Genomic DNA, 24,920 nt, shown 5'->3' on the forward strand with positions numbered 1-24,920 from the left:
AAATTATGCTTCTTCGCCGAACCAACAGATGTTACGTGCGGCCATAATTAGCTCACCTGCACGTTCTTCGGTCAGGCCTTCGATACCTTCTAAATCGTCAATACCTTGGTCAGCAAGATCTTCCAGTGTCGCTACACCTTTCGCTGCCAATTTAAATGCCATCTCACGCTCAAGACCTTCAAGTGCAAGTAGGTCCTCAGCTGGTTCTAGACCTTCAAAAGACTCTTCTTGTGCTAGTGCGATCGTCGTTAGTGCATCTTTTGCACGTCCACGAAGCTCTTCGATTAGTTCTTCATTCAAACCATCGATTTCTAGTAGCTCGTTAACTGGCACGTATGCGATTTCTTCTAGCGTTGAGAAACCTTCTTCAACAAGAAGTTGAGCGAAGTCTTCTTCAATATCTAGGTACTTCATGAAGTTTTCAATAGATGCTTGTGATTCTTCAGCGTGTTTCTTCTGAAGATCAGCAACTGTCATAACATTCAGTTCCCAACCGGTTAGTTGAGATGCTAGACGCACGTTTTGACCGTTACGACCAATAGCTTGCGCTAGGTTGTCAGCTTCAACTGCGATGTCCATTGAATGTGCATCCTCATCAACGATGATAGAAGCAACATCAGCTGGCGCCATTGCGTTGATAACGAATTGAGCTGGGTTATCATCCCAAAGAACGATATCGATACGCTCACCACCAAGTTCGCCAGAAACAGCTTGTACACGTGCACCACGCATACCAACACACGCACCTACAGGGTCGATACGTTTGTCATTTGTTTTGACAGCGATCTTAGCGCGAGAACCAGGATCACGTGCTGCGCCTTTAAGCTCGATAATATCTTCTGCGATTTCAGGCACTTCAACACGGAACAGTTCTGCCAACATTTCTGGCTTAGAACGAGTGATGAACAATTGGAAACCACGTGCTTCAGGCGCGACTTTGTAAAGAAGGCCACGTACGCGGTCGCCTGGACGGAAGTTTTCACGAGGAAGTTGGTCATCACGCAGGATTACCGCTTCAGCGTTATTACCAAGATCAAGCACGATTGTGTCACGGTTTACTTTTTTCACGACACCAGTGATTAGATCACCTTCATTGTCTATGAACTGTTCAACGATTTGTGCGCGCTCAGCTTCACGAACTTTTTGAACGATAACTTGCTTAGCAGTTTGAGTCGTAATACGGTCAAACGTTACTGATTCGATTTCGTCTTCTACGTAGTCGCCAAGCTCGATTGAGTCATCTTCGTATTGCGCTGCTTCTAGTGAGATCTCTTTTGTAGGGTTCTCAACGTCATCAACAACTAACCAACGGCGGTAAGTTACAAACTCACCGGTTTTACGGTCAATGGCAACACGTACGTCGATTTCGATTTCGTATTTCTTCTTTGTAGAAGTTGCTAGAGCAATCTCAAGAGCCTCAAAGATACGCTCACGAGGTACCGCTTTTTCGTTCGATACCGCTTCTGCTACCGCTAAAATTTCTTTACTCATTGTATTTAGCCTCTAAGCTTAAACTTTTTTAGGGAACTAAAATTTAGGGATCAGGTTAGCTTTGGAAATGTTACTTAGAGCAAACTCTTCTTGCTGACCGTCTACAGTAATTGTCACTGTTTCGCCATCAACACCGTGGATAATACCTTTCCACTTACGACGGTTTGCTACAGCCATTTTCAATACGATGCTGACCTCGTGACCAATAAATTGCTCGTAATGTGCTGCTTTAAAAAGTGGTCTTTCTAAACCTGGAGAAGACACTTCTAGGCTGTAAGCAACAGAAATTGGATCTTCAACGTCTAAAACTGCACTAACTTGGTGGCTAACTTCTGCACAGTCGTCTACGTTAATACCATTTTCATGGTCAATGTAGATACGTAACGTTGAGTGCGCGCCTGCACGAATGAATTCTAATCCAACTAACTCATAACCTGATGCCGCTACTGGCGCGTCAAGCATTTCAGTAAGTTGTCTTTCTAAACCAGTCATTTAACCACTCCAGAAACAAAAAAAGGGCTCAGAGCCCAATCAAAAAACCAAGCAGTATCTGAGCTATTTCAAAAAGCTCAGATAACAAAAAACCCCGATAGTCGGGGTTTTATGCTGCTGGACCCTGATACGTTAAGAATAGCCAACAATTGCTTTTCTTAACTCGTAGTGTGGTTAGCACTACGCAAACTTGCCAATCTACGATTTCCTTTTAAAGAAAGAGATTGGTTGCGGGGGCCGGATTTGAACCGACGACCTTCGGGTTATGAGCCCGACGAGCTACCAAGCTGCTCCACCCCGCGTCCGACTTGCTGAGCATTATACTCGCAAACAAGTGATTTACAAGTTTGTAAATACATGGTGCCGAGAGAGGGACTCGAACCCTCACACCTAAGGCACTAGCACCTCATGCTAGCGTGTCTACCAATTTCACCATCTCGGCATCAAAACCTTACAGCTTATTGAGGAATTTCATCACCCGCAGGGGCAGGAACTTCACTCGCTGCATCCTTAACTTGTTCAACAACTGGTTGACCTAACGTTGGGTCTACCCATTGTGATTCAGTCTGGTGCGTAGACATACGACCAAGTAACAAGCTAACGATAAAGAATACGGTTGCTAAAATAGCAGTTGTTCGGGTTAAGAAATTACCTGAGCCGCCAGCACCAAACACTGTGTTTGAAGCACCAGCACCGAACGAGGCTCCCATATCTGCGCCTTTACCTTGTTGAATCAACACAAGGCCAATCACACCAAGCGCTGCCAACAGGTAAATCACAAGTAGAACTGAAAACATTTTTTCCACCTATGTTCCAAATTGTTGAGCCAGCGCCGTTCAAAAGAATAAATCATAATGAACAAGGCTAGCGACCTCCTAACGGGAGGCGGAGCAATACTAGCGAAAGCCAGTAACGCTGACAAGGGAAAATTAGTAAAAAATCAATGCCAATGCGTTAAGCGCTCAAAAAAAGGGCAAAAGACGCCCTTTTCATTCAAGACATGCTTTAACGCAATGATTAACAACTTGCTTTAACAGCCTCAGCGATTTTCAATGCTGAGTGTTGAACTAGTTCACCATCTTCTCCTTCCACCATAACGCGGATCAAAGGCTCAGTGCCAGACTTACGCAGCAATACACGCCCTTTATCACCAAGTGTCGCCTCTACTTCAGCGACAGCATTTAATACAGCTGTAGCTTCAAGAGGGTTACTTTCTCCTGAGAAACGGACATTTTCTAAAACCTGAGGATATAGTGTCATTCCTTGCGATAGTTCATATAAAGACATATCGCTGCCAATTACAGAAGCAAGTACTTGAAGTGCAGCAACAATCGCATCGCCGGTTGTGACTTTATCTAATAAGATCACATGGCCTGAGTTTTCAGCACCAATTTTCCAACCTTTTTCTAGCAGTTGCTCCATGACATAACGGTCACCAACAGCAGCACGTACAAACGGAATGCCTAGCTGCTTTAAACCATTTTCCATACCCAAGTTAGTCATTAGTGTACCAACAACACCACCCTTTAGCTCACCACGACGAAGTGCATCACGAGCGATGATATAAGCAATTTGGTCACCATCAACTTTGTTACCCAAGTGATCGACCATAATGATACGGTCACCATCACCATCAAACGCGAGACCAAGATGCGCTTGCTCTTCAACAACACGCTGTTGAAGAGCTCGTACGTCTGTTGCGCCCACTTTTTCATTAATGTTGATGCCGTTAGGCTCTACGCCCATAGCGATAACTTCTGCCCCAAGTTCTTTGAAGACATTTGGAGCGATGTGGTACGTTGCACCGTGCGCACAGTCTACTACGATCTTAAAGTTCGCAAGGCTCAACTCAGATGGGAAAGTACTCTTACAGAATTCGATGTAACGACCAGCTGCATCATTTAGGCGGGTTGCTTTACCAAGCTCAGCAGACTCCACACATTCAATTTCTTTATCTAACTCTGCTTCAATCGCCAATTCAATATCGTCAGGTAGCTTAGTACCCTCAGAAGAAAAGAATTTAATGCCGTTGTCGTAATATGGGTTATGTGATGCAGAAATCACAATACCAGCCTCGGCACGGAAAGTCTGAGTTAAATAGGCCACAGCTGGAGTTGGCATGGGACCAGTAAATGTTGCTTTAAGTCCCGCAGCTGCAAGGCCTGCCTCTAGTGCAGATTCAAGCATATAACCTGAAATACGTGTATCTTTACCTATGATAACTTTCTTTGTGCCTTGTTTCGCTAGTACACGACCAGCAGCCCAGCCAAGCTTAAGTACGAAGTCTGGAGTGATTGGGTATTGTCCTACTTTACCGCGCACACCGTCAGTACCAAAGTAACGTCTTTCATTCGACATAAACTTTCCTTTATTATTTTTAAATATTGTTTTTCGTCATCTCAACAACTTTCATTGCTTCGATTGTCTCTTCAAAGTCATGCACGCGAATGATCTGCGCGCCTTTCATCGCGGCAATCGTAGCACAAACAACACTTGCGTTCGTACACTCTGCCGCTGGCTTGTCTAACAGTTTGAAGATCATGGATTTACGAGACATGCCAGCCAAAATAGGCAGGCCGAATTCATGAAACTTTTCAAGATGAGCAAGCATATGATAATTGTGTTCGATTGTTTTGCCAAAGCCAAACCCAGGATCGAGAATCAGTTGAGATTTATCAATCCCTGCAGCTTCACACGCCGCGATACGTTCTTCTAGAAAAGCCGACACGTCCCCCATTAAATCATCATAATGAGGGTCAACTTGCATGGTCCTAGGTTGACCTTTCATATGCATCAGACAAATTGGAAGGTTTGCTTCTGCTGCGACTTCCAGAGCACCAGGCTCTTGCAGCGAGCGGATGTCATTGATCAAATCAGCCCCAGCATCAATTGCTTGACGCATCACTTCTGCTTTACTGGTGTCAACGGAAATCCACACATCATACTTTTCACGAATGGCTTTGATTACTGGGACAACACGCCTAAGCTCTTCTTCCAAAGACACATCCGGTGCACCAGGTCTTGTTGATTCACCACCAACATCAACAATACTTACACCAGCCTTTATCATTTTATCAACTTGAGCAAGAGCAAGTTCAATTGAGTTGTATTTACCGCCATCCGAAAAGGAATCCGGTGTCACATTTAGAATGGCCATGACATGTGGACGCGAAAGGTCCAAAGATTTGTTATTTGCTGTAATCATCATCATAAACACAAAAACCCCGAGATAACTCGGGGTTTAATATTATCGATACTCTTTATTCAGAGTCTTTCTTTTCAGGCGCTTCGTTAGAAGTGGTTTCAGAAGAGCTAGGCTGTTCTGCATCTTTCGCAGTCTCCGTTGCTTCTTCTTTAACTTCTTGCTTTGCTTGAGGCTTGTCGCTGTCTTCTGGTTTGCTTGCTGAGTTATCACTCCAGCCCGCAGGCTCACGAATTTCAGCTTTGCGCTCCATTAAGTCATCAATCTGGCGAGCATCAATGGTTTCATACTTCATCAGCGCATCTTTCATCGCATGCATGATATCCATGTTCTCTTGAAGAATCTTCTTCGCACGATCGTAGTTGCGGTCAATGATCTGACGAACTTCGTCATCAATCAACTTCGCTGTATCGTCAGACACATGTTTAGTCTGAGTTACACTACGTCCTAAGAACACTTCGCCTTCATCTTCTGCATACAGCAGAGGGCCAAGCTTTTCAGAGAAACCCCATTGAGTAACCATCTTACGAGCAATATCTGTTGCGCGCTCGATATCATTAGAAGCACCGGTTGATACTTTGTCAGCACCGTAGATAAGTTCTTCTGCTAAACGACCACCATACAAGCTAGAAATCATTGATTCTAGGTGTTGGCGAGACATACTCACGCGGTCCTGCTCTGGAAGGTACATTGTTACACCCAACGCACGACCACGTGGAATGATAGACACTTTGTACACTGGATCGTGTTCAGGAACCAAGCGACCAACAATCGCGTGACCCGCTTCGTGGTATGCGGTTGACTCTTTCACTTCCTCAGACATCACCATTGAACGGCGCTCAGCACCCATCATGATTTTGTCTTTCGCCAGTTCAAACTCAACCATAGAAACGTTGCGCTTGTTACCGCGCGCAGCAAACAGGGCTGCTTCGTTAACTAAGTTTGCTAGGTCAGCACCAGAGAAGCCTGGAGTACCACGTGCGATGAGAGAAGGCTCTACATCACCCGCTAGAGGGACCTTACGCATGTGAACTTTTAGGATCTGTTCACGGCCACGTACATCTGGAAGACCAACTACCACTTGGCGGTCAAAACGACCAGGACGCAGTAACGCAGGGTCCAGCACATCCGGACGGTTAGTCGCAGCGATAACGATAATACCTTCGTTACCTTCGAAACCATCCATCTCAACGAGCATTTGGTTTAGTGTTTGTTCACGTTCATCATGACCACCACCAACACCTGCGCCACGTTGACGACCTACCGCATCGATCTCATCGATAAAGATAATACAAGGTGCGGCTTTCTTTGCTTGTTCAAACATGTCACGCACACGAGATGCACCAACACCAACGAACATTTCTACGAAATCAGAACCAGAGATAGTAAAGAATGGTACTTTCGCCTCACCGGCAATGGCTTTCGCTAGAAGCGTTTTACCCGTACCAGGAGGACCAACCATTAGAACACCCGTTGGAATCTTACCGCCCAGCTTTTGGAAGCGGCTTGGATCGCGTAGGTAGTCCACCAGCTCTTTCACGTCTTCTTTTGCTTCGTCACAACCTGCAACGTCAGCAAAAGTTGTCTTGATTTGTTCTTCGCTCATCATTCGAGCTTTGCTCTTACCAAAAGACATGGCGCCTTTACCACCGCCGCCTTGCATTTGACGCATGAAGAAAATCCATACACCAATTAGTAAGATCATTGGGAACCAAGAGATGAAGATAGTACCCAGCAAGCTTTGCTCTTCTGGAGGCGTGCCTTGTACTTTCACGTTTTGGTTAATTAGGTCATCTAGAAGCTTTTGGTCATACACTGGCATGTAAGTGACCATTTTGGCACCGCCGCCACGACGAACAAAGCTAATTTCACCGTCTTTAAAAGTTGCTTCTTGAATCTGGCCTTGGCCAACTTCCTGTACAAACGTGGTGTAATCCACGGTTCTGCCATTGCTTTCTCCAGGGCCAAAGCTCTGGAATACCGACATCAATACGACGGCGATAACAAGCCACAGAATTAAATTTTTTGCCATGTCACTCAAGGTGTAAGCCTCTCGATAACTAATTGTAATTAAAGGTAGGGTACTACAGTTCATTAACTGTAGCTATAGTGTTAACACGCTCTCAAGAGAGCAAAATGGTTAACCTTTGTAACCAGTGGCTACGACGAAGACCTCTCGAGAGCGAGCTCGCGATGAGTCTGGTTTTCTAATTTTTACGGCTTTAAACATGTCTCGGACTTCTTTCACATACTGATCGAAGCCTTCCCCTTGGAAAACCTTTACGACAAAGCTACCATTAGGCGCTAGAACTTGTCGACACATATCTAAAGCTAATTCAACTAAATACATAGCGCGAGGTTGATCAACAGAATTGTTTCCCGCGATGTTAGGCGCCATATCAGACATTACTACGTCTACCATGGAAGGTTGGATCCTTTCTAGCAAAGCTTCCAATACCGCATCATCACGAAAGTCGCCTTGTAAAAAGCTAACGCCAGCAATCGGGTCCATAGGAAGCAAGTCACACGCGATGATCTGACCACTGTCCCCTACTATCTTAGCAGCATATTGAGACCATCCGCCCGGCGCAGCCCCCAAGTCGACGACTGTCATTCCAGGCTTTAACAATTTATCTTTCGTTTGAATCTCATCGATCTTGAAATAAGCACGTGAGCGGTAGCCTTTTTTTCGGGCTTCATTCGCGTATTTATCATCAAAGTGTTCTTTCAACCAACGACCAGAACTAGCCGAATGTTTTTGTTTACTCATTTTAATCCCAACAAGGCACAAATTGGAGCTATTGTTTTAATAGGCGCTACCTATTACTCAATAAATTATAGTCTTCAGCAATAGATGGCGTTAAAATAGCTTTTTTCAACCCTTATTTTAAAGAAAATTGGCCGCGTAATGAACCTAAGCACCAAACAAAAGCAGCACCTTAAAGGCCTAGCTCACAGTTTAAAACCTGTTGTGCTAATGGGCGCAAATGGACTTACAGAAGCCGTGCTAGCAGAAATTGAAATCGCTCTTAACCATCACGAACTTATCAAAGTAAAAGTTGCTTCGGAAGATCGTGAAACAAAACAGCTAATCATCGACGCTATCGTACGTGAGACGGGCGCTGAAAAAGTTCAGACTATTGGTAAAGTGCTTGTGCTATACCGCCAGTCTGAAGAGCGTAAAATCGAAATCCCTCGTAAGTAACTCTACTTACGTTGCTGAAGAAAAAAGGTCGCCTGAGGCGACCTTTTTGCGTTTTATCAGAGTAGTAATGCTACTCCAGACGACTTAGATATATTCTACTCGGTCAATTTCGAAGTCTTTCGCGCCACCCGGAGTTTGAATAGCAACTTCATCGCCTTCCATCTTACCAATCAGGCCACGAGCAATAGGTGAGCTCACTGAAATGCGACCTGCTTTGATATCGGCTTCGTCATCACCAACGATTTGGTACGTTTTTTCTTCTTCGGTGTCGATATCAATCAAGGTTACGGTTGAACCAAAAATAACTTTACCCGTGTTCTCCATCTTCGTTACGTCAATAACTTGAGCAACTGACAGTTTGTATTCAATGTCACGGATTTGTGCTTCACAAATGCCCTGCTCTTCACGAGCGGCGTGATATTCAGCATTCTCTTTTAAATCACCTAGCTCACGAGCTTCAGCAATTGCCTCTGAGATCTGAGGACGTAGTTTAAGTAGACGATCGAGTTCTGCACGTAGCTTTTGCTCGCCACGTAGTGTCATTGGAACTTTTTCCATTTTATAACCTCAAGCCCAAATGGGTCTTTGGACAAAAAAAAGCCCACCCTGTCATAGGACTGGGTAGTGCGCTTAAAGATGTATTTCGTTTAGTGTAAACAAACTCCCGGACGAAATCATCTTAATTCGAAAGACAGCAAGACTATGCCTTTTCGGCATAATGATATAACTCACTTTTAGAGCGGTTCTAGGGCGAATTACCTTCTCAATTTATTGAAAAACAACACTGTTCATTACACCAAAAACCTCAAAAAAGATAAAAACTAATCAATGTCAGGCTAATGTCATTGCCAATAATTTCAATCAAAAACAGCAATTTAAATAAAAACAACGCACAATTGAACAGTGTTCATCAGTGGGATTTATATCATTTTACTAACTCATACGGAAACTTTAGCAGTAAAACATGTCCAGCGAGTTGTTAGATCAATGGCTTACAAGTGCGAACTACATCGCTCAATTAGCCAATTTTGGACCAACAACTTGTGAGAGATCACCTCTCCCCCATACAACAATGATTATGGACAGCTAACTAGGACAAATAAGATGAAAAAGACTCTAATTGCTCTTTCTGTATCTGCAGCAGCTATGGCAACTGGCGTAAACGCAGCTGAACTTTACAACCAAGACGGTACTTCTCTAGAAATGGGCGGCCGTGCTGAAGCACGTCTATCTATGAAAGATGGCGACGCTCAAGACAAATCTCGCATCCGTCTAAACTTCCTTGGTAAACAAGAAATCAATGACAACCTATACGGTGTTGGTTTCTGGGAAGGTGAATTTGAGACTGCTCAAAACGGTACTGTAGACGGCGACGACAAGAGCGATCTAGAAACTCGTCTTGCTTACGCTGGTCTTGGCGGTGCTTACGGTGAGTTCGCATACGGTAAAACTGAAGGTGCACTAGGCGTTATCACTGACTTCACAGATATCATGGCTTACCACGGTAACTCTGCAGCAGACAAACTAGCTGTATCAGACCGTACAGACAACATGATGGCTTACAAAGGCCAGTTTGAAAACCTAAGCGTAAAAGCAAGCTACCGCTTCGCTGATCGTATGGAAAACAAAAACACTGGTGAGTACTACGACAACAAACAAGACGGTTACTCTCTATCTGCAATCTACGCTCTAGCTGACACTGGTCTTGAGCTAGGTGCTGGTTACGCAGATCAAGACAAAGCTAACGAGTACATGCTAGCTGCATCTTACACAATGTCTGATCTTTACTTCGCTGGTGTATTCACTGACGGCGAGAAAATGGAAGATTCAAACAACAGTAACACAGTTGATTACACTGGTTACGAGCTAGCGGGTGCTTACACTCTAGGCCAAACAGTATTTACAACATCATACAACAATGCAGAAACTAACAACGAAACTTCTGCAAACAACTTCGCTGTTGATGCTTCTTACTACTTCAAGCCTAACTTCCGTGGTTACATTTCTTACAACTTCAACCTGATTGATGCAGGTGACAAGTTTGGTTCAACTGACACGAGCAAAACAGTTGCAACTAAGATCGATGCTGAAGACGAGCTAGCTCTAGGTCTACGTTACGACTTCTAATTCCGGTCTTTGACTAGAATATCGAATGCCCGCTTTAAGCGGGCATTTTTTATACTTCATTTTAAGCAGCGCGCCTTTCTCTCGTGTCTCATTCATGAAGACATTTGAAGCATTTCTTTAGTTACCTAGCATATTGAAAGGACTTGCGTATACTCAATCACATAACTCACCTTAGAAAGTATCATTATGCGTTTACGTTGGCCCTTGCTCATATTCTCTTCATTACTTTCTGCTTTTTCACAAGCGTACCCTCATCAAGAGGTGTTGCCTGAAGGCGCCCGCATCAGTTTAGTTGCGGAAAAACTCAGTGAAAATGCTGAGCTTGACGGTGTTCATCCTACCGAACAACTGTTCCCACCAGCGAGTACATTAAAAATCGTCACCGCATTAGCCGCAAAGCTAGAACTGGGTGATAACTTCAGGTTTCGAACCAAGCTGGAAACGTCGAACTCAGATACAGTGATTTACTTTGTCGGCGACCCAACACTCCAAACCAACGACTTAAAATCACTTCTCACTCTAGCTAAGAAAAATGGCTTAAAACGGATTAACGGTGACCTATGGCTCGATAACAGCGCATTCACTGGTTATAACCGTGCGGTGGGCTGGCCGTGGGATATCTTGGGAGTTTGCTACAGCGCTCCGGCATCGACCATCACACTCAATAACAACTGTGTACAAGCCTCTATCTATACACAAAAAGATGGTGGAACGCGGGTCTACGTACCAGAGCATCAACCTATTCGTGTCACAAGTACCGTAGAAACAGTTTCTAAAACCATTAAGAAAAGTCGTCATTGTGACTTAGGTTTAGTTGCAAATCCCGATAACAACTACAAGCTAACAGGGTGCTTGGTTGAAAGAGACAAACCATTGCCACTGAAATTTGCGGTTCAAGACCCTGAGCGTTACACCAGTCAAAGGTTGGCGACTTTGCTCAAGGAGCTCAACATTGGGGTATCAGGAAAGATTAGGGTCGGTACGGCGCCAGAAAAGCAGCGAAAGCTCATCGCAATGCATCAATCAAAGGCCTTACCAGACATTCTTGAAGATATGCTCAAAAACTCTGACAACTTGATTGCTGACACATTAACCAAAACACTTGGCGCTAAATTTTTCGTTCAGCCAGGCAGTTTTACTAACGGGACAGAAGCGATCAAGCAGATCATTTTCGCCAACACTGGTATTGATATTCGTAATGCGCGCCTAGAAGACGGCTCAGGACTTTCGCGAAATAACCGGATCTCCGCGACCAAGATGGCTGAAATGCTGCGCTATATTTGGAAGCATGAAAACGAACTCAAATTGATTGCCATCATGCCGAAATCAGGTGAATCCGGCACATTAAAGTACCGACAAAGTATGCGAAAACTTCCAATTAAAGGACAGCTGATCGCGAAAAGTGGCTCTATCTACGGGACTTACAATATGGCTGGATATGGCTTGGATAAAAATGGTCAACCTAACACCATTTTTGTTCAGTTTGTTTCAGACTACTTCCCAGAAAAAAGGGACGACAACACACCTGTCATCGCCCCGATTACACATTTTGAGCAGCTTTTTTACAATGACATTGTGAACTTTAGTCAGGCAATACCTAAGAAATAGTTCACCACGTTAAAGTAAATCCACATTCCTGAAATATCGACGATAGACGCAAGAACTGGACTCACCAATACGGCTGGGTCCAACTTGCAAGCTCGTGCAATAATTGGCAACAGCCCGCCCAATGTTGTAGAAATGGTGACTTGAATGAACAGCGCAACTGCTATTGCCAGTGCGATATCGGTCAGTTCAAAGCCTCCTGTTGATTGTCCTGCACTAAATAACATAATGCGTCCAATCATCACGATAGCGATTGCTAGCGCAATAAATAGAGCGACTCGGCTCTCTTTCCACAAAACTTCTAACCATTGGCGTTTTTTTAACTCTCCAGTAGCAAGAGCACGAATCACCAAAGTTGCTGCTTGTGTTCCTGTGTTACCACCAGCAGCTGCAATCACTGGCATGTACACTGCAAGTAAAACAAGCTGACTAAGGGTGTCCTCATACTGAGCGATGATCAAGCCTGACACTATCCCTAAAAGAGCCAGCGTAATGATCCATCCAATACGCTGTTTTACATGCCCTAAAACACTAGTTGATAAATAACCATCGGGTGTATCAACTTCAGACATATGCAGACCCAGTTGGTGAGCATAATGACGTGCGCGTTTGTCATGACCTGCTTGCTCAAGTTGAGCAATAAGACTATTCACATAGCCGACAGAGCAATGCTGTAAAATACCTACAGCCTCATCAATCGGCATAACCGTAAGCAAATGGACTTGTTGCTCTTGCTCGTACTGCAAGAATGCATTGCGAGCTGCACCAATTTCTACTTCAGAAAAGTTTGGTGTTGTTTCAATAAAAGTGTTGTTCATTACCGTCATGGCGAATCTCCCGATTGGCATTGGTAACGACCATCGACAAAGCATGAAAAAGCCACTCTCGCACGCTAAAAGTCAGACAACAATTAAGATGCACAGAGAAAACCAATGCGAATGCACTGTCTATTCAGAATGTATGAAGGAAATAACGAGAAGAAAGTTAGAAAAGATGCCTCACCACTTAGGTAAGGCGGAGATCGCCAATACCGAAGCGGGTTATTTCGCTCCCTTAATCTTACTCACCCAACGACTGGGAGGATGGTCGGTATTGTTCATGTAAATCTCCGATAGCGCTGCCATTATTGGCAGCGCAAGTATAGTAGCAAAGTTCATCAGGTATGGAAGTTTTACTTTGCCGTTTTTGCTAAATTTTCATACAAAAAAAGCGCCCTTCGGACGCTTTCATTTGCAGTCATTATGAATTACTGAATAGTAATACGAGCAAATTTACGTTTGCCTACTTGGAACACGTAAGTACCCGCTTCTGGAGCAAATTTGCTGTCCGCAATTTTTTCACCATCAATCTTCACAGCGCCCTGCTTAACCATGCGCATCGCATCTGACGATGATGGACATAAGCCTGCTTCTTTCAACAGATTACTCACTGGGCGACCTGCGTCAAAGTCAAACTCTGGCATTTCATCAGGAATTTGGTTCTTCGCAAAACGGTTTACGAATTCTTGCTCTGCTGCATCGGCATCGGCTTCACTGTGGAAACGAGCAATAATTTCTTTTGCTAGCAATACTTTGATGTCACGAGGGTTTTTGCCCGCTTCTACATCAGCTTTGAATTGAGCAATCTCTTCCAGAGGACGGAAAGAGAGCAGCTCGTAGTAGCTCCACATTAAGTCATCAGAAATAGACATGATTTTACCAAACATTTCGCTTGGCGCTTCGCTGATACCGATGTAGTTGTTTGCTGACTTAGACATCTTCTTCTCGCCATCAAGGCCCACTAGAAGCGGCATCATCAGTACAACCTGAGGTTTTTGACCGTGAGACTTTTGCAGTTCACGGCCCATTAGAAGGTTGAACTTCTGGTCTGTACCACCTAATTCAACATCCGTTTCCATTGCTACTGAGTCCCAACCTTGTAGAAGTGGGTACATGAACTCATGAATAGCAATTGGCTGACCACCCGCGTAACGCTTTTTAAAGTCGTCACGCTCTAGCATACGAGCAACGGTTTGGTTTGCCGCAAGGCGAATCATACCTTCTGCGCCCAGTTCAGACAGCCACTCAGAGTTAAACTGAATTTTAGTCTTTGCAGGATCGAGAATTTTGAACACTTGCTCTTTGTACGTTTCAGCGTTACGCAATACGTCTTCACGACTTAGCGGTGGACGAGTTGTGTTTTTACCTGTTGGGTCACCAACCATTGCAGTGAAGTCACCGATTAGGAACGTCACTTCATGACCTAGTTCTTGGAACAAGCGAAGCTTATTGAAAATAACCGTATGGCCTAGGTGAATGTCAGGTGCTGTTGGATCAGCGCCCAATTTAATACGTAGAGGACGGTCTTCTTTTAGTTTTGCGATTAGCTCTTCTTCTGGAATCAGCTCTTCAACACCGCGCTTAATCTCGGCTAGTGCAGCTTCAATGCTCGCCATTCTTGTTCACTCCCACAGATTTGGCAAAAATATAATAGCTGAACATATTACTTGAATAGCGATGCATTTTGAAACACGTTAGACTAGGTAGTTGTCACTTTTTCCGTTTAATTTAGCAATCAAGTACCTCATGCATTCGATTTTTGTCCGACTTCCACTCTTGCACAAAGTATTGATCGGTTTTTTTAGTGCGCTGATTATCTTCGCGCTCTTCTTTTTACCTGATCCGCAAGACCTAGACCCGCAGCAGAGCCGATTAAAAGTTGGTCAACATTATCCTGTGCCAGTTTCCCTCGAACTCAGTGCACTAAATAGTTCATCGCCTGCGGTTCCCGCCGTGCTGCGCTGGGAGACATACAAGGTAAAAAATGGCGAGAGTGCTGCCATCTTATTTAGTCGCGTAGGGCTTTCTGCTCGTCTATTACATGAACTGGTGTCATCAGACAAAGAAGTGGAAAAACAGTTAACTCGGCTTCGACCTGGTGACCGATTGCAATTTGGTTTTGACGAAAATAACGACTTGGTGCAGCTAAGAAGAACACTAAGCGCGTTCGAGACTTTTCGTATCACATTAAAAGACGGCAAGTACGTTTCTGAAGTTGATAAGAAAGAAGTCGACTTCCAGTACAACTACGCAGAAGCCACCATCAAATCAAACTTTTGGAATGCAGGAATATCTTCTGGATTAAATGGTAACCAAATCATGGAACTGGCTGGCATATTTGGTTGGGACATCGACTTTGCTTTAGATATTCGTAAAAACGATAGCTTCCGAGTACTTTACCAAGAGGAAGTGGTAGAAGGAGAAGTAATCGGCCGTGGAAAAATCATTGCTGCGATCTTTAAAAACCAAGGCGATACCTTTACCGCAATATTGGATCAGAAAAGTGGCAAGTATTACGACGAAAATGGGCGTGCAATGAAAAAAGCATTCTTACGCGCGCCGTTGGATTTCCGTCGAGTTTCGTCTAACTTCAACCCACGCCGCTTACATCCAGTGACGGGACGCGTTCGTCCTCATAGAGGCACGGACTATGCAGCACCAGTGGGCACCCCGATTTGGGCGGCTGGTGATGGTGTCGTTCAAAAATCGTCTTACAACAAATTTAATGGTAACTACGTTTTCATTAAACATAGTAATACTTACATTACCAAGTACCTGCACTTAACCAAACGTACTGTACGAGCTGGTCAACGCGTTAAGCAAGGCCAAACCATCGGTACGCTTGGCGGAACTGGCCGTGTAACTGGCCCTCACCTGCACTATGAGTTCCTTGTGAATGGTGTCCATAAAAACCCGCGCACGGTGAATTTGCCACAATCTAAATCCCTGACAGGCAAAGCGAGACAAACTTTCATGGCAAACGCGAAAATTAGCATGGACAAGCTTGAACGCTACAGCAAACTGCTAGCAATGAAGTAAGCCAGGTATTGAAAAGGGCAGCGAAGCTGCCCTTTTTGTTTTGTCGATATCATCACGATAAAGCTTACTGTTCGGAGTGATGCTCTCTACCGAGCATAAGCAAACACGGTGTCAGAACTAACGTTAGCAAAGTCGCAAACGCCAAACCACCCGCGACAGCGGTCGCAAGCTGAGACCACCATTGAGTGCTTGGTGCGCCAAACTCCACTTTCTGATTAACTAAGTCGATGTTCATTTCTAAAACCATTGGCAATAAGCCTAATATGGTGGTCACCGTCGTAAGTAAAACGGGTCTTAAACGCTGCACACCCGTACGTAAAATAGCCTCAGATTTTTCTAAACCACGTTTACGCATCTGATTATAAGTATCGATTAAAACAATATTGTTGTTTACCACGATACCAGCCAACGCAATCACTCCAATTCCCGACATAATGATGCCAAATGGCTTTTGGAAAATAAGTAATCCAGCGAAGACACCAACGGTAGAAAACAGCACTGCACTAAGGATTAAGAAAGCTTGATAAAAGCTATTAAACTGCGTAATTAAAATCAAAGCCATCACACCAAGCGCGACAATAAAAGCATTTTGCAAGAATGCTGATGAGTTTTCCTGCTCTTCATTTTGCCCCCGAATCTTATATTCAATGCCTTCCGGTAAGTCGAGCTGTTCCATTCCAGCGGCAATCTTAGGTAACTCAAGCGCCAAATTGTAACCTTCCACCATATCCGCTTTAATATTGATAACTCGATGACCGTCGACCCGACGAATAGTGTCTTGCTTATGATCTGGTTTGATTTGAGCAAAATTCGTAATCGGTACCAGACCAGCTGCCGTTTTCACTCTCAGTTGATCAAATCGACCTATGTCGCGCTTATCTTGCGGATAGCGCACCAAAATATCGACTTCTTCATCCGCATCATCGGGCAAATAATCGCCTATTTTCAAGCCGTTCGTAACAAACTGGACGGTATTCCCGACTAAGGTAGCATCCGCTGCAAAGCGAGAAGCGTCATCTCGCTGGATATCAATTTGCCAATCAATCCCTTCCTTATTAGTGGTATCACTCAAGTTGGTCAGTGCAGGATTACCATCAGCCCAATGTCGTACTTTTTTGGCCGCTTCATCTAACGCACTAACACTCAAGTTTCGTGATGATACTTCAATCACGAGATCATGCTCGACAGGCGGTCCTGCGTCCGGGAATTTATACTCAAGTTCAACACCATAAAAGCGGTCTGTCGTCTCTTTTAGTTCCTCAATAATGGTTTTCACTTTGCGTCGATACTGCCAATCCACAGGCGTTATTTGAATCTGGCCAATCTCGTCCCCATTATCGCTCGCTCCTGTGCGCGTGTAGACACTTTCAAACTCGTCATGACCGAGCATCACCTTCTCGATTTCGCGCATAACAACATCTTTTTCGTGAATAGACAGGTCACCATAAGAACGAACTTTAACGGTAAAAAAGGCAGGGTCCACTTCAGGGAAAAACTCTGCACCCAAGCCAGCTTTGTTGTAAGTGAAGCCGACACCTGCCGCTAGCAGTATCGCGCTGAGTAAGACTTTCCATGGATGACGAATCGCTACCGACAGAGTCTGGTAATAAAGCTTGGTAATGCCAGTCGCTTTTTCAAAGTTGCCGTTATGCAGCTCCACCATTTCTCGCTGAGCTTTCTGATTGACTACTTGAGGCTTGCCAATTATCCCACCGATGACAGGAACGAACAATAAAGCCATCATCAGCGAAGCGGCCAAGGTAGCAATTAAAGTAAGTGGTAAGTACTTCATGAACTCACCAGTGATGTCTGGCCAGAAAAGTAACGGAGCAAACGCAGCCAATGTGGTTGCTGTGGATGCGGTAATAGGCCAGGCCATTCGCTTTGCTGCATCTCGATAGGCTTCTTTACGTGGCGTTCCTTCTTGCATGCGCCGATCTGCAAACTCTGTCACCACAATGGCACCATCCACCAACATGCCTACCGCCATAATTAAAGCAAACAGTACGACGATATTGACCGTCAGCCCAAATACCGATAACACCAACAACCCAGTCAAGAACGATCCTGGAATAGAAATCCCCACGAGAAGCGCGGTCCTAACCCCCAATATGGCAATAATGACGATAACTACGAGGATAATTGCGGATAAGATATTGTTTTGTAGATCACTGAGCATCAATTTGACATCGTCGGATTGATCCCAAGTGTATTTAACTTGCAAATTGTCGGGCCACTCGGCGCGCTTCTGTCCCTGAGCCAGTACTTCTTTTACCAGCTCAACCGTTTCAATAATGTTTTCCCCTGCCCGTTTTTTTACGTCCAAAACGATGGCAGATTCGCCATCTAAACGAGCAAAACTTTCAGGATCGCGAAATGCACGCCGTACTGTCGCCACATCGCCAAAAGTGATCACCTCTTTGCCATTCACCTTGATCGGTAATTCAAGCACATCTTTCAGTGAATCAAAAACCGATGGGACTTTTACCGAAAAGCGTCCATATCCAGTATCGACAAACCCCGCAGCCACAACTCGGTTATTCAAGGCAATTAAATTATAGATATCCGCTTGATCGAGACCGTAGCTTTCCATCAATAGCGGATCGACAACTATTTCCACGATGTCTTCGCGATCCCCTGCGATTTCAACTTCAAGAACCTGACGGAAACTCTCCAAACGATCACGTAGCGTTCTGGCAATCTGTACAATGGTCCGCTCTGGTACGGTGCCATATAGAACAACAGTCAACACAGGCTCTTCAGATGCAAACGTGACTTCATTTACCGTTGGCTCATCACTGTCCTCTGGTAATTTTGGCTTTGCAAGATCAACCGCATCACGCACATCTGCCATCGCTTTATCAAGATCCACTCCAACACTAAATTCCAGCGTCACCGAAGCATGACCTTCTGATGCCACAGAGGTCATCTCTTTTACGCCTTCAATAGAGCGCAACTCTTGCTCTATTGGCCGAACTAATAAACGTTCGGCATCGACGGGAGAAATGCCTTGATGCCCAACAGAAACGTAGATAATAGGAATGGTAATATCTGGGCTCGATTCCTTGGGGATAGTGACGTAAGTAATGACACCGGCAATTAAGATCATCACCAGTAATGTCAGCATGGTGCGAGCGCGGGATAACGCAGCATCAATCAGAGTGTACATAAGTGCTCCTTACTGCTCACTAGCCGCTTCAACAACTACGTCATCAACTTTATTGGCCAGTACTTGATCACCATCTCGCACAAAACCTTGTCCCAGCACGATAATGTCTACACGCTCTCCTAACCCAGAGAGCCACACACCATCATCCTCGGCCTTAACGAGTTGAATTGGAACAAACTCAACATGCTCATTACGCAGTGTCTTGACACCTAAGTTACCTTCTTCATCTAGTGCTAACATGGCAGCCGTAATCTTTACCGCCAACACTTCACTCAAAGGCAACTGTACTTCTGCGCTCATACCGGCAGGAATTCTTGCGTCTTGATTATCAATTTCGATTTCAATTGGAAATGTATTAGTAGAAGCAGAAGAAACACGTCCAATGTAGCGCACAAGACCTTGATGATGCTGTTGGTTAATGGTTCTTACGTCGGCTTCTAGGCCTTCCTTAAGGTATTGTATATGCCGTTCACTGACATCGGCTTCAATCACTAAAGTATCCAAATCAATGACCGTCGCAATAGGGTCGCCAATCCCGACAAAATCACCTAACTCAACAAAGTGGTGATCTACGATGCCATCAAATGGCGCTTTAACCTCAGTATTTCTTAAAGCCGTTTGCACGTTACTCAAATTCGCACGTGCATCTACCAACGCTGCTTGCGCTGTCGCAAATGCAACCTCACCTTGCAGTCCACGACTTTTTAGCGATTTAGCAGCATTAAACTCTTTCTCTTTAACCAACAGCATCGCCTGGGCCCGTTTAAGTTGAATGCCAAGGTCGCGCTTATCGATGTTTGCGATCACTTGTCCCTGTTTGACCGCTTGGCCTTTCTTTATGTTAAGACTGACTATTTTACCGGCAACTTCGGCGCCAAGACGCGCTTGACGATTGGGCGCTGTTCGTCCATACAATTCAATGGTTTTACTGGTAGGTTCGGCAAGAAAAGTATCAAACATCACCTTTGCAAGTGGTGTCGTGTTCGTGGATGTTGAAGAGTTAGGATGATCATCTTGTGCTTTGAGTTGGCCGGTGGTTAGCCATGCAACAAGAAGTAAGACGAGGATAAGAGATACTAGCCAAGGGCGCTCGACAATTCGGCGTCCAAAAGAAAGTCCAGACATATAAAGTCCTTTTTATTATTTCTCTGCATATCTGCGAGTGTGCGCTTTACGTGACATCCTTCTACATAAAGCACAGGCAGCCATTAGCTGCCTGTTAGGTGTTAATTACACACTGAACGATGCACCACAACCACATGTTGTCGTTGCATTGGGGTTATTTACGAAGAAGCGCGCTCCTTCCAACCCTTCTGTGTAGTCAACAATACCGCCAACGAGATATTGCAGACTCATAGGGTCTACAACCAGTGTTACACCACTGTTTACGATTGTCGTATCGCCTTCGTTTACATTTTCATCAAAAGTAAAGCCGTATTGGAAGCCGCTGCAGCCGCCGCCAGTAATATATACGCGCAGTTTCAATGCTGGGTTTTCTTCTTCAGCAATCAATGCTTTAACGCGAGATGCTGCTGCGTCAGAAAAAGATAATGGTACGTTTACTTCGCTCACGAAGACCTCTCTCACTCGTGTAATGCGTCAAGCCTGAAGCAAGACGTCAAATTTGTGCTAATTGAGACGATTATCCAATACCTGACAAACTCGTTCAAGTATTCGCCGCCGATTCTTTACAACAGATGCGGATATATAAGATTACACTGCGAAACAACACATAAATTAAGCAAAACGTTTCTAACTTGATTATAGCTAGGTACAATGCGCTCCACTTGGTCCGAGCAATCAAAAGAGGATAACCCCATGACCAAATCATCAGAGCTGTATCAAAAAGCTCAGCAAACCATCCCTGGCGGTGTCAATTCACCAGTTCGTGCATTCAACGGCGTTGGCGGTTCTCCGCTATTTATCGAACGAGCAGACGGTCCACTGATTTTTGATGCCGATGGTAAAGCGTATATTGATTACGTTGGCTCTTGGGGTCCAATGATTCTTGGCCACAACCACGCGGTTATCCGCGAAGCAGTAATTGATGCAGCGCAACGCGGTCTCAGCTTCGGTGCGCCAACAGAACTTGAAATCGCGATGGCAGAATTAGTTTCTGAGCTTGTTCCATCAATGGAGCAAATCCGCATGGTAAGTTCTGGTACTGAAGCTACTATGAGCGCGATTCGCCTTGCACGTGGCTTCACCGGTCGCGACAAGATCATGAAATTTGAAGGTTGTTACCACGGCCACGCTGACAGCTTGCTAGTAAAAGCAGGTTCTGGTGCACTAACACTAGGTCAACCAAGCTCTCCTGGCGTTCCTGCAGATTTTGCTAAGCACACGCTAACAGCAACATTCAACGACCTAGATTCTGTACGCGAGCTATTTGCTGCGAACAAAGGCGAAATTGCTTGTATCATCGTTGAGCCAGTAGCTGGCAATATGAACTGTATTCCACCAGTGGAAGGCTTCCACGAAGGGCTACGTGAAATCTGTGATCAAGAAGGCGCGCTACTAATTTTTGATGAAGTAATGACAGGCTTCCGTGTTGCTCTAGGCGGCGCGCAAGCACACTACAACATCAAACCCGACCTAACGACACTGGGTAAAGTAATTGGTGGCGGTATGCCAGTAGGTGCTTTCGGTGGCCGTAAAGAAGTGATGCAATACGTTGCACCTACAGGCCCAGTTTACCAAGCTGGTACCCTTTCCGGTAACCCTGTCGCAATGGCAGCAGGCTACGCATGTTTGAACCTTCTAAAAGAAGAAGGCAACGAAAAGCGCCTAACTTCTAAAACGAAACAACTTGCTGAAGGCTTTAAGTCTCTAGCAGAAAAACACGGTATTCCGCTAGTTGTTAACCAAGTGGGCGGTATGTTCGGCTTCTTCTTCACTGACCAAGAAAAAGTAACTTGCTACGAAGACGTAACGAAGTGCGATGTAGAACGCTTCAAGCGTTTCTTCCACTTAATGCTAAAACACGGTGTCTACCTTGCGCCATCTGCGTTTGAAGCGAGCTTTACTTCACTCGCTCATGGTTCAAAAGAGATTGATGCCACACTAGAAGCTGCTGACCGCTGTTTTGCTGTTCTTGCAGAAGAAGCGAAATAATCGCTAAAAACGGCGATAACGCATTTAGAAAAGGACCGTAACGGTCCTTTTTTATTGCCAATTCAAAATAACCAATATCGCTAATACCCCAACGACAATGCCAAACCACGGTATTCGCTTAGCTTTTTTCTCGGTTTGACACTTTTTATCACCGTTGCAACAACCCATAGCTCATCTCTTGATTGATAACCGACTGATTTGTAGTCATTATAGCAAGGTACATCGCCCTGCTCTAATTCGGCATTGTCATAAGCTTGAAAGAGTTAAGAGTGCAAAGTAATAAAGGTTACACGCCATCATTGAAGGCATAAACCGTAAACGTCACCTGTAAGTTGGACTAATACCATGCCAAATAATGTAAAAATAACGTCGAGTCACCGAGTACTAATGGTTGCTTTACTCGCCGCTGCTTTTGCTTGCTACTTATTGGTTGAGCCATATATCAATTCCATTGTGATGGCTTTTATCATTTCTTTGCTCATGTTTCCGATACACGAATGGTTTGAGCAGAAAATTCCCAAGCACCCAAATATGGCAGCACTGCTGTCATGTGTCGTCTTGACGTTTATTATTGTTATCCCGCTTTTATTTGTGTTTGCCGCCATTGTTCAGCAAGGCTCTGTTTTCTCACAAAATACATATAATTGGGTTACCAATGGTGGTATCCAAGATATATTCCAACATCCTTTCGTTATCAAAGGCTTAGCGATTGTTAATGAGTACTTACCTTTTGATAAAATCGAGCCCAAAGCCATTGCTGAGAAAATTGGTCAATTTGCCACATCGTTTGGCTCTAACTTAGTCGCTATCAGCGCAAAGATTTTAGGAGACGCAACCAACTTCCTAATGAACTTCTTCCTAATGCTGTTTGTGCTGTTTTTTCTGCTTCGTGACCACGACAAAATTATCTCTGCGATTCGTCATATCCTGCCACTCTCACGTAGCCAAGAAGACCGCATATTGACAGAGATAGAGCAAGTATCTAAATCAGCCGTAATGGGCTCATTCATGACAGCGATTGCTCAAGGTCTGGCTGGCGGTATCGGTATGTGGCTAGCAGGCTTCCCTGGGTTATTTTGGGGAACGATGATGGGCTTTGCATCATTTATTCCAGTGGTAGGAACCGCGCTAATCTGGATTCCTGCAGCAGCGTACTTGTTCTTAACAGGCGATATGACTTGGGCTATCTTCTTGACGGTGTGGAGTGTAGTTGTCGTTGGCTCTATAGATAACCTATTGCGCCCGTTGCTAATGCAAGGCAGCGCCGGCATGAATACCCTTATGATTTTCTTCTCATTACTGGGTGGTCTGCATCTGTTTGGTTTGATTGGTCTTATCTACGGCCCACTTATTTTTGCCGTGACCATGGTACTGTTTAATATCTACGAGGAAGAATTCAAAGACTTCCTTAACCAACAAGACAACAGCTAGTCACCGCTTAATCACTTCAAGCTTGGGGCAGATTGTGCGAAAATCTGCCTCAAATTATTTCTGATGAACCAAATTTATGTCTGCTTATATCGCTCCTAGCCAAATAGCTCAGCGCCAACTTGAATACTTCAACGGAAAACACGTTTTAGTCGCTGGTGAAGTTGAAGACCTATTTCCTCTTGAGTTAGTGGCTCATTGTGAGTCTGTTGAAGTGTTTACTTCCAACTATAGCTACTACCGCCAAATTCAAACCTCTGACAAAGTGAAAAGTCATTTTGGCTCTGAGTTTGATGTTGAAACAAAAGCAGACATGGTCCTTTTATACTGGCCAAAAGCAAAAGCTGAAGCAGAATACTTGCTGGCGATGTTGATGGCGAAACTGGGCATTAACACCGAAATCGTCATCGTTGGTGAAAACCGCTCCGGCATCAAGAGCATCGAGAAGATGTTCCAAGAATACGGCCCTGTGAACAAGTACGACTCTGCTCGTCGCTGCTCATTTTACTGGGGTAATTGCCTCAATGAACCAAAACCTTTCAACCAAGCAGATTGGTTTAAGTCTTACACTGTTACACTCGGTGAGCAGTCGCTAGCGGTTAAGAGCCTACCTGGCGTATTCAGCCATGGCGAGTTCGACTTAGGTAGCCGATTGCTGCTTGAAACCTTACCTAAGCTGTCGGGCAAAGTGCTCGACTTTGGTTGTGGTGCAGGTGTGCTCGGTGCGTTTATGGCGAAAGCGAATCCAGAGATCGCGATTGAGATGTGTGACATTAATGCTTATGCGATCACTTCTAGCCAAGCCACATTAGAAGCGAATGGTTTATCCGGACGCGTATTTGCATCAGATATATACTCGGATACCGCAAAAGACTACCGCTTTATCGTCAGCAACCCGCCATTCCACAGTGGTCTAGACACAAATTACAACGCAGCGGAAACCTTGTTGGGTCAGGCGCCACAATACCTAACCAAAGACGGCGAAATGGTGATTGTCGCGAATAGCTTCTTAAAATACCCACCAATTATCGAGCGGGCGTTTAATAATTGCGAGACGCTAAATAAGACCAATAAATTTTCTATCTACTACGCGAAAAAATCATAACTTCCCCCCGCGCAGGCACAAACCTGCGCGATTTTTTCTCATAAATTCAACACTCATAAGAAAAACTGCGTCACCCTGCACGCTTTACAACTAACTTTCTTGTCAAAGAAAAAAAACTCGTTAAT

General features: G+C 44.7%; 20 protein-coding genes and 2 tRNA genes. 7 read left to right on the forward strand and 15 right to left on the reverse strand.

Annotation, left to right across the window (positions count from 1 at the left end; genetic code table 11):
* Positions 1–3: 3 nt before the first annotated feature.
* The 9 genes from nusA to rlmE all read right to left on the reverse strand — a co-directional run bounded on the left by nusA (position 4) and on the right by rlmE (position 7,955).
* Positions 4–1,491, reverse strand: a complete 1,488-nt coding sequence (nusA, locus tag R7M92_RS11365) for a transcription termination factor NusA (RefSeq protein WP_005380084.1) — start codon at positions 1,489–1,491, stop codon at positions 4–6.
* 36 nt (positions 1,492–1,527) lie between these two features.
* Complete coding sequence (rimP, locus tag R7M92_RS11370) at positions 1,528–1,983, reverse strand: ribosome maturation factor RimP (protein WP_005386424.1); 456 nt, start codon at positions 1,981–1,983, stop codon at positions 1,528–1,530.
* Positions 1,984–2,208: 225 nt separating this feature from the next.
* Positions 2,209–2,285, reverse strand: a tRNA-Met gene (locus R7M92_RS11375).
* 56 nt (positions 2,286–2,341) lie between these two features.
* Positions 2,342–2,425: transfer RNA gene (locus R7M92_RS11380), tRNA-Leu, on the reverse strand.
* Positions 2,426–2,441: 16 nt separating this feature from the next.
* The gene (secG, locus tag R7M92_RS11385) at positions 2,442–2,780 is read right to left on the reverse strand and encodes a preprotein translocase subunit SecG (protein WP_005380080.1); all 339 of its coding nucleotides are present in this window, start codon (positions 2,778–2,780) and stop codon (positions 2,442–2,444) included.
* 220 nt (positions 2,781–3,000) lie between these two features.
* A complete protein-coding gene (gene glmM, locus R7M92_RS11390; RefSeq protein ID WP_005388992.1) occupies positions 3,001–4,341 on the reverse strand; it encodes a phosphoglucosamine mutase in 1,341 nt (446 codons plus the stop codon).
* 19 nt (positions 4,342–4,360) lie between these two features.
* Entirely contained in the window at positions 4,361–5,191 is an 831-nt protein-coding gene (gene folP / locus R7M92_RS11395) for a dihydropteroate synthase (protein ID WP_017820419.1), read from the reverse strand.
* A 52-nt stretch (positions 5,192–5,243) separates the two neighbouring features.
* Entirely contained in the window at positions 5,244–7,217 is a 1,974-nt protein-coding gene (gene ftsH / locus R7M92_RS11400) for an ATP-dependent zinc metalloprotease FtsH (protein ID WP_017635895.1), read from the reverse strand.
* Between the two features lie 108 nt (positions 7,218–7,325).
* Positions 7,326–7,955 (reverse strand): 23S rRNA (uridine(2552)-2'-O)-methyltransferase RlmE, encoded by a 630-nt coding sequence (gene rlmE / locus R7M92_RS11405; protein WP_005388985.1) that lies wholly within the window; start codon positions 7,953–7,955, stop codon positions 7,326–7,328.
* Between the two features lie 138 nt (positions 7,956–8,093).
* Here rlmE and yhbY point away from each other — a divergent pair, with 138 nt between their 5' ends.
* Positions 8,094–8,390, forward strand: a complete 297-nt coding sequence (yhbY, locus tag R7M92_RS11410; protein WP_005380066.1) for a ribosome assembly RNA-binding protein YhbY — start codon at positions 8,094–8,096, stop codon at positions 8,388–8,390.
* Between the two features lie 84 nt (positions 8,391–8,474).
* On the opposite strand, the gene greA is transcribed toward yhbY, so the two are convergent.
* Entirely contained in the window at positions 8,475–8,948 is a 474-nt protein-coding gene (gene greA, locus R7M92_RS11415) for a transcription elongation factor GreA (protein WP_005380065.1), read from the reverse strand.
* Between the two features lie 546 nt (positions 8,949–9,494).
* Between greA and R7M92_RS11420 the strand changes: the two genes are divergently transcribed.
* Positions 9,495–10,517: a porin gene (locus R7M92_RS11420; RefSeq protein WP_005380064.1), complete on the forward strand. Its 1,023-nt coding sequence runs from the start codon at positions 9,495–9,497 to the stop codon at positions 10,515–10,517.
* A gap of 186 nt (positions 10,518–10,703) precedes the next feature.
* Complete coding sequence (dacB, locus tag R7M92_RS11425) at positions 10,704–12,125, forward strand: serine-type D-Ala-D-Ala carboxypeptidase (RefSeq protein ID WP_158159760.1); 1,422 nt, start codon at positions 10,704–10,706, stop codon at positions 12,123–12,125.
* Here the strand turns inward: dacB and R7M92_RS11430 are convergent.
* Complete coding sequence (locus tag R7M92_RS11430) at positions 12,104–12,949, reverse strand: magnesium transporter (protein WP_318133390.1); 846 nt, start codon at positions 12,947–12,949, stop codon at positions 12,104–12,106. The two genes, dacB and R7M92_RS11430, sit on opposite strands and share 22 nt — an antisense overlap.
* Positions 12,950–13,368: 419 nt before the next feature.
* Positions 13,369–14,556, reverse strand: a complete 1,188-nt coding sequence (tyrS, locus tag R7M92_RS11435) for a tyrosine--tRNA ligase (protein WP_017820416.1) — start codon at positions 14,554–14,556, stop codon at positions 13,369–13,371.
* A gap of 130 nt (positions 14,557–14,686) precedes the next feature.
* Between tyrS and R7M92_RS11440 the strand changes: the two genes are divergently transcribed.
* Positions 14,687–15,979 (forward strand): peptidoglycan DD-metalloendopeptidase family protein, encoded by a 1,293-nt coding sequence (locus R7M92_RS11440; RefSeq protein ID WP_005386530.1) that lies wholly within the window; start codon positions 14,687–14,689, stop codon positions 15,977–15,979.
* Positions 15,980–16,043: 64 nt separating this feature from the next.
* Here R7M92_RS11440 and vmeK read toward each other — a convergent pair whose 3' ends face one another.
* The 3 genes from vmeK to erpA all read right to left on the reverse strand — a co-directional run bounded on the left by vmeK (position 16,044) and on the right by erpA (position 20,720).
* Positions 16,044–19,148 carry a multidrug efflux RND transporter permease subunit VmeK gene (vmeK, locus tag R7M92_RS11445; protein WP_213871659.1) on the reverse strand — a complete coding sequence of 1,035 codons (3,105 nt, stop codon included), beginning with the start codon at positions 19,146–19,148 and terminating at the stop codon, positions 16,044–16,046.
* Between the two features lie 9 nt (positions 19,149–19,157).
* Positions 19,158–20,273: an efflux RND transporter periplasmic adaptor subunit gene (locus tag R7M92_RS11450; RefSeq protein WP_318133391.1), complete on the reverse strand. Its 1,116-nt coding sequence runs from the start codon at positions 20,271–20,273 to the stop codon at positions 19,158–19,160.
* A 105-nt stretch (positions 20,274–20,378) separates the two neighbouring features.
* On the reverse strand, positions 20,379–20,720 hold the full coding sequence (gene erpA, locus R7M92_RS11455) for an iron-sulfur cluster insertion protein ErpA (RefSeq protein ID WP_005380031.1): 342 nt from the start codon (positions 20,718–20,720) through the stop codon (positions 20,379–20,381).
* Positions 20,721–20,966: 246 nt separating this feature from the next.
* On the opposite strand from erpA, the gene hemL reads away from it, so the two are divergent.
* The 3 genes from hemL to rsmC all read left to right on the forward strand — a co-directional run bounded on the left by hemL (position 20,967) and on the right by rsmC (position 24,795).
* Positions 20,967–22,262, forward strand: coding sequence for a glutamate-1-semialdehyde 2,1-aminomutase (gene hemL / locus R7M92_RS11460; protein WP_130545026.1), 1,296 nt, complete (start codon positions 20,967–20,969; stop codon positions 22,260–22,262).
* Positions 22,263–22,607: 345 nt separating this feature from the next.
* Positions 22,608–23,693: an AI-2E family transporter gene (locus tag R7M92_RS11465; protein WP_005386541.1), complete on the forward strand. Its 1,086-nt coding sequence runs from the start codon at positions 22,608–22,610 to the stop codon at positions 23,691–23,693.
* A gap of 76 nt (positions 23,694–23,769) precedes the next feature.
* Positions 23,770–24,795 (forward strand): 16S rRNA (guanine(1207)-N(2))-methyltransferase RsmC, encoded by a 1,026-nt coding sequence (rsmC, locus tag R7M92_RS11470; protein ID WP_213987386.1) that lies wholly within the window; start codon positions 23,770–23,772, stop codon positions 24,793–24,795.
* Positions 24,796–24,920: the final 125 nt, after the last annotated feature.

This window comes from Vibrio sp. Vb2880 (genome assembly GCF_033337975.1).
Classification (GTDB): Bacteria; Pseudomonadota; Gammaproteobacteria; order Enterobacterales; family Vibrionaceae; genus Vibrio; species Vibrio alginolyticus.

What these genes read in the sequence shown, in the direction of transcription:
- nusA (WP_005380084.1), bottom strand. Translation starts at nt 1,491, where the DNA reads ATGAGTAAAGAAATTTTAGCGGTAGCAGAAGCGGTATCGAACGAAAAA.
- rimP (WP_005386424.1), bottom strand. Translation starts at nt 1,983, where the DNA reads ATGACTGGTTTAGAAAGACAACTTACTGAAATGCTTGACGCGCCAGTA.
- secG (WP_005380080.1), bottom strand. Translation starts at nt 2,780, where the DNA reads ATGTTTTCAGTTCTACTTGTGATTTACCTGTTGGCAGCGCTTGGTGTG.
- glmM (WP_005388992.1), bottom strand. Translation starts at nt 4,341, where the DNA reads ATGTCGAATGAAAGACGTTACTTTGGTACTGACGGTGTGCGCGGTAAA.
- folP (WP_017820419.1), bottom strand. Translation starts at nt 5,191, where the DNA reads ATGATGATTACAGCAAATAACAAATCTTTGGACCTTTCGCGTCCACAT.
- ftsH (WP_017635895.1), bottom strand. Translation starts at nt 7,217, where the DNA reads ATGGCAAAAAATTTAATTCTGTGGCTTGTTATCGCCGTCGTATTGATG.
- rlmE (WP_005388985.1), bottom strand. Translation starts at nt 7,955, where the DNA reads ATGAGTAAACAAAAACATTCGGCTAGTTCTGGTCGTTGGTTGAAAGAA.
- yhbY (WP_005380066.1), top strand. Translation starts at nt 8,094, where the DNA reads ATGAACCTAAGCACCAAACAAAAGCAGCACCTTAAAGGCCTAGCTCAC.
- greA (WP_005380065.1), bottom strand. Translation starts at nt 8,948, where the DNA reads ATGGAAAAAGTTCCAATGACACTACGTGGCGAGCAAAAGCTACGTGCA.
- R7M92_RS11420 (WP_005380064.1), top strand. Translation starts at nt 9,495, where the DNA reads ATGAAAAAGACTCTAATTGCTCTTTCTGTATCTGCAGCAGCTATGGCA.
- dacB (WP_158159760.1), top strand. Translation starts at nt 10,704, where the DNA reads ATGCGTTTACGTTGGCCCTTGCTCATATTCTCTTCATTACTTTCTGCT.
- R7M92_RS11430 (WP_318133390.1), bottom strand. Translation starts at nt 12,949, where the DNA reads ATGACGGTAATGAACAACACTTTTATTGAAACAACACCAAACTTTTCT.
- tyrS (WP_017820416.1), bottom strand. Translation starts at nt 14,556, where the DNA reads ATGGCGAGCATTGAAGCTGCACTAGCCGAGATTAAGCGCGGTGTTGAA.
- R7M92_RS11440 (WP_005386530.1), top strand. Translation starts at nt 14,687, where the DNA reads ATGCATTCGATTTTTGTCCGACTTCCACTCTTGCACAAAGTATTGATC.
- vmeK (WP_213871659.1), bottom strand. Translation starts at nt 19,148, where the DNA reads ATGTACACTCTGATTGATGCTGCGTTATCCCGCGCTCGCACCATGCTG.
- R7M92_RS11450 (WP_318133391.1), bottom strand. Translation starts at nt 20,273, where the DNA reads ATGTCTGGACTTTCTTTTGGACGCCGAATTGTCGAGCGCCCTTGGCTA.
- hemL (WP_130545026.1), top strand. Translation starts at nt 20,967, where the DNA reads ATGACCAAATCATCAGAGCTGTATCAAAAAGCTCAGCAAACCATCCCT.
- R7M92_RS11465 (WP_005386541.1), top strand. Translation starts at nt 22,608, where the DNA reads ATGCCAAATAATGTAAAAATAACGTCGAGTCACCGAGTACTAATGGTT.
- rsmC (WP_213987386.1), top strand. Translation starts at nt 23,770, where the DNA reads ATGTCTGCTTATATCGCTCCTAGCCAAATAGCTCAGCGCCAACTTGAA.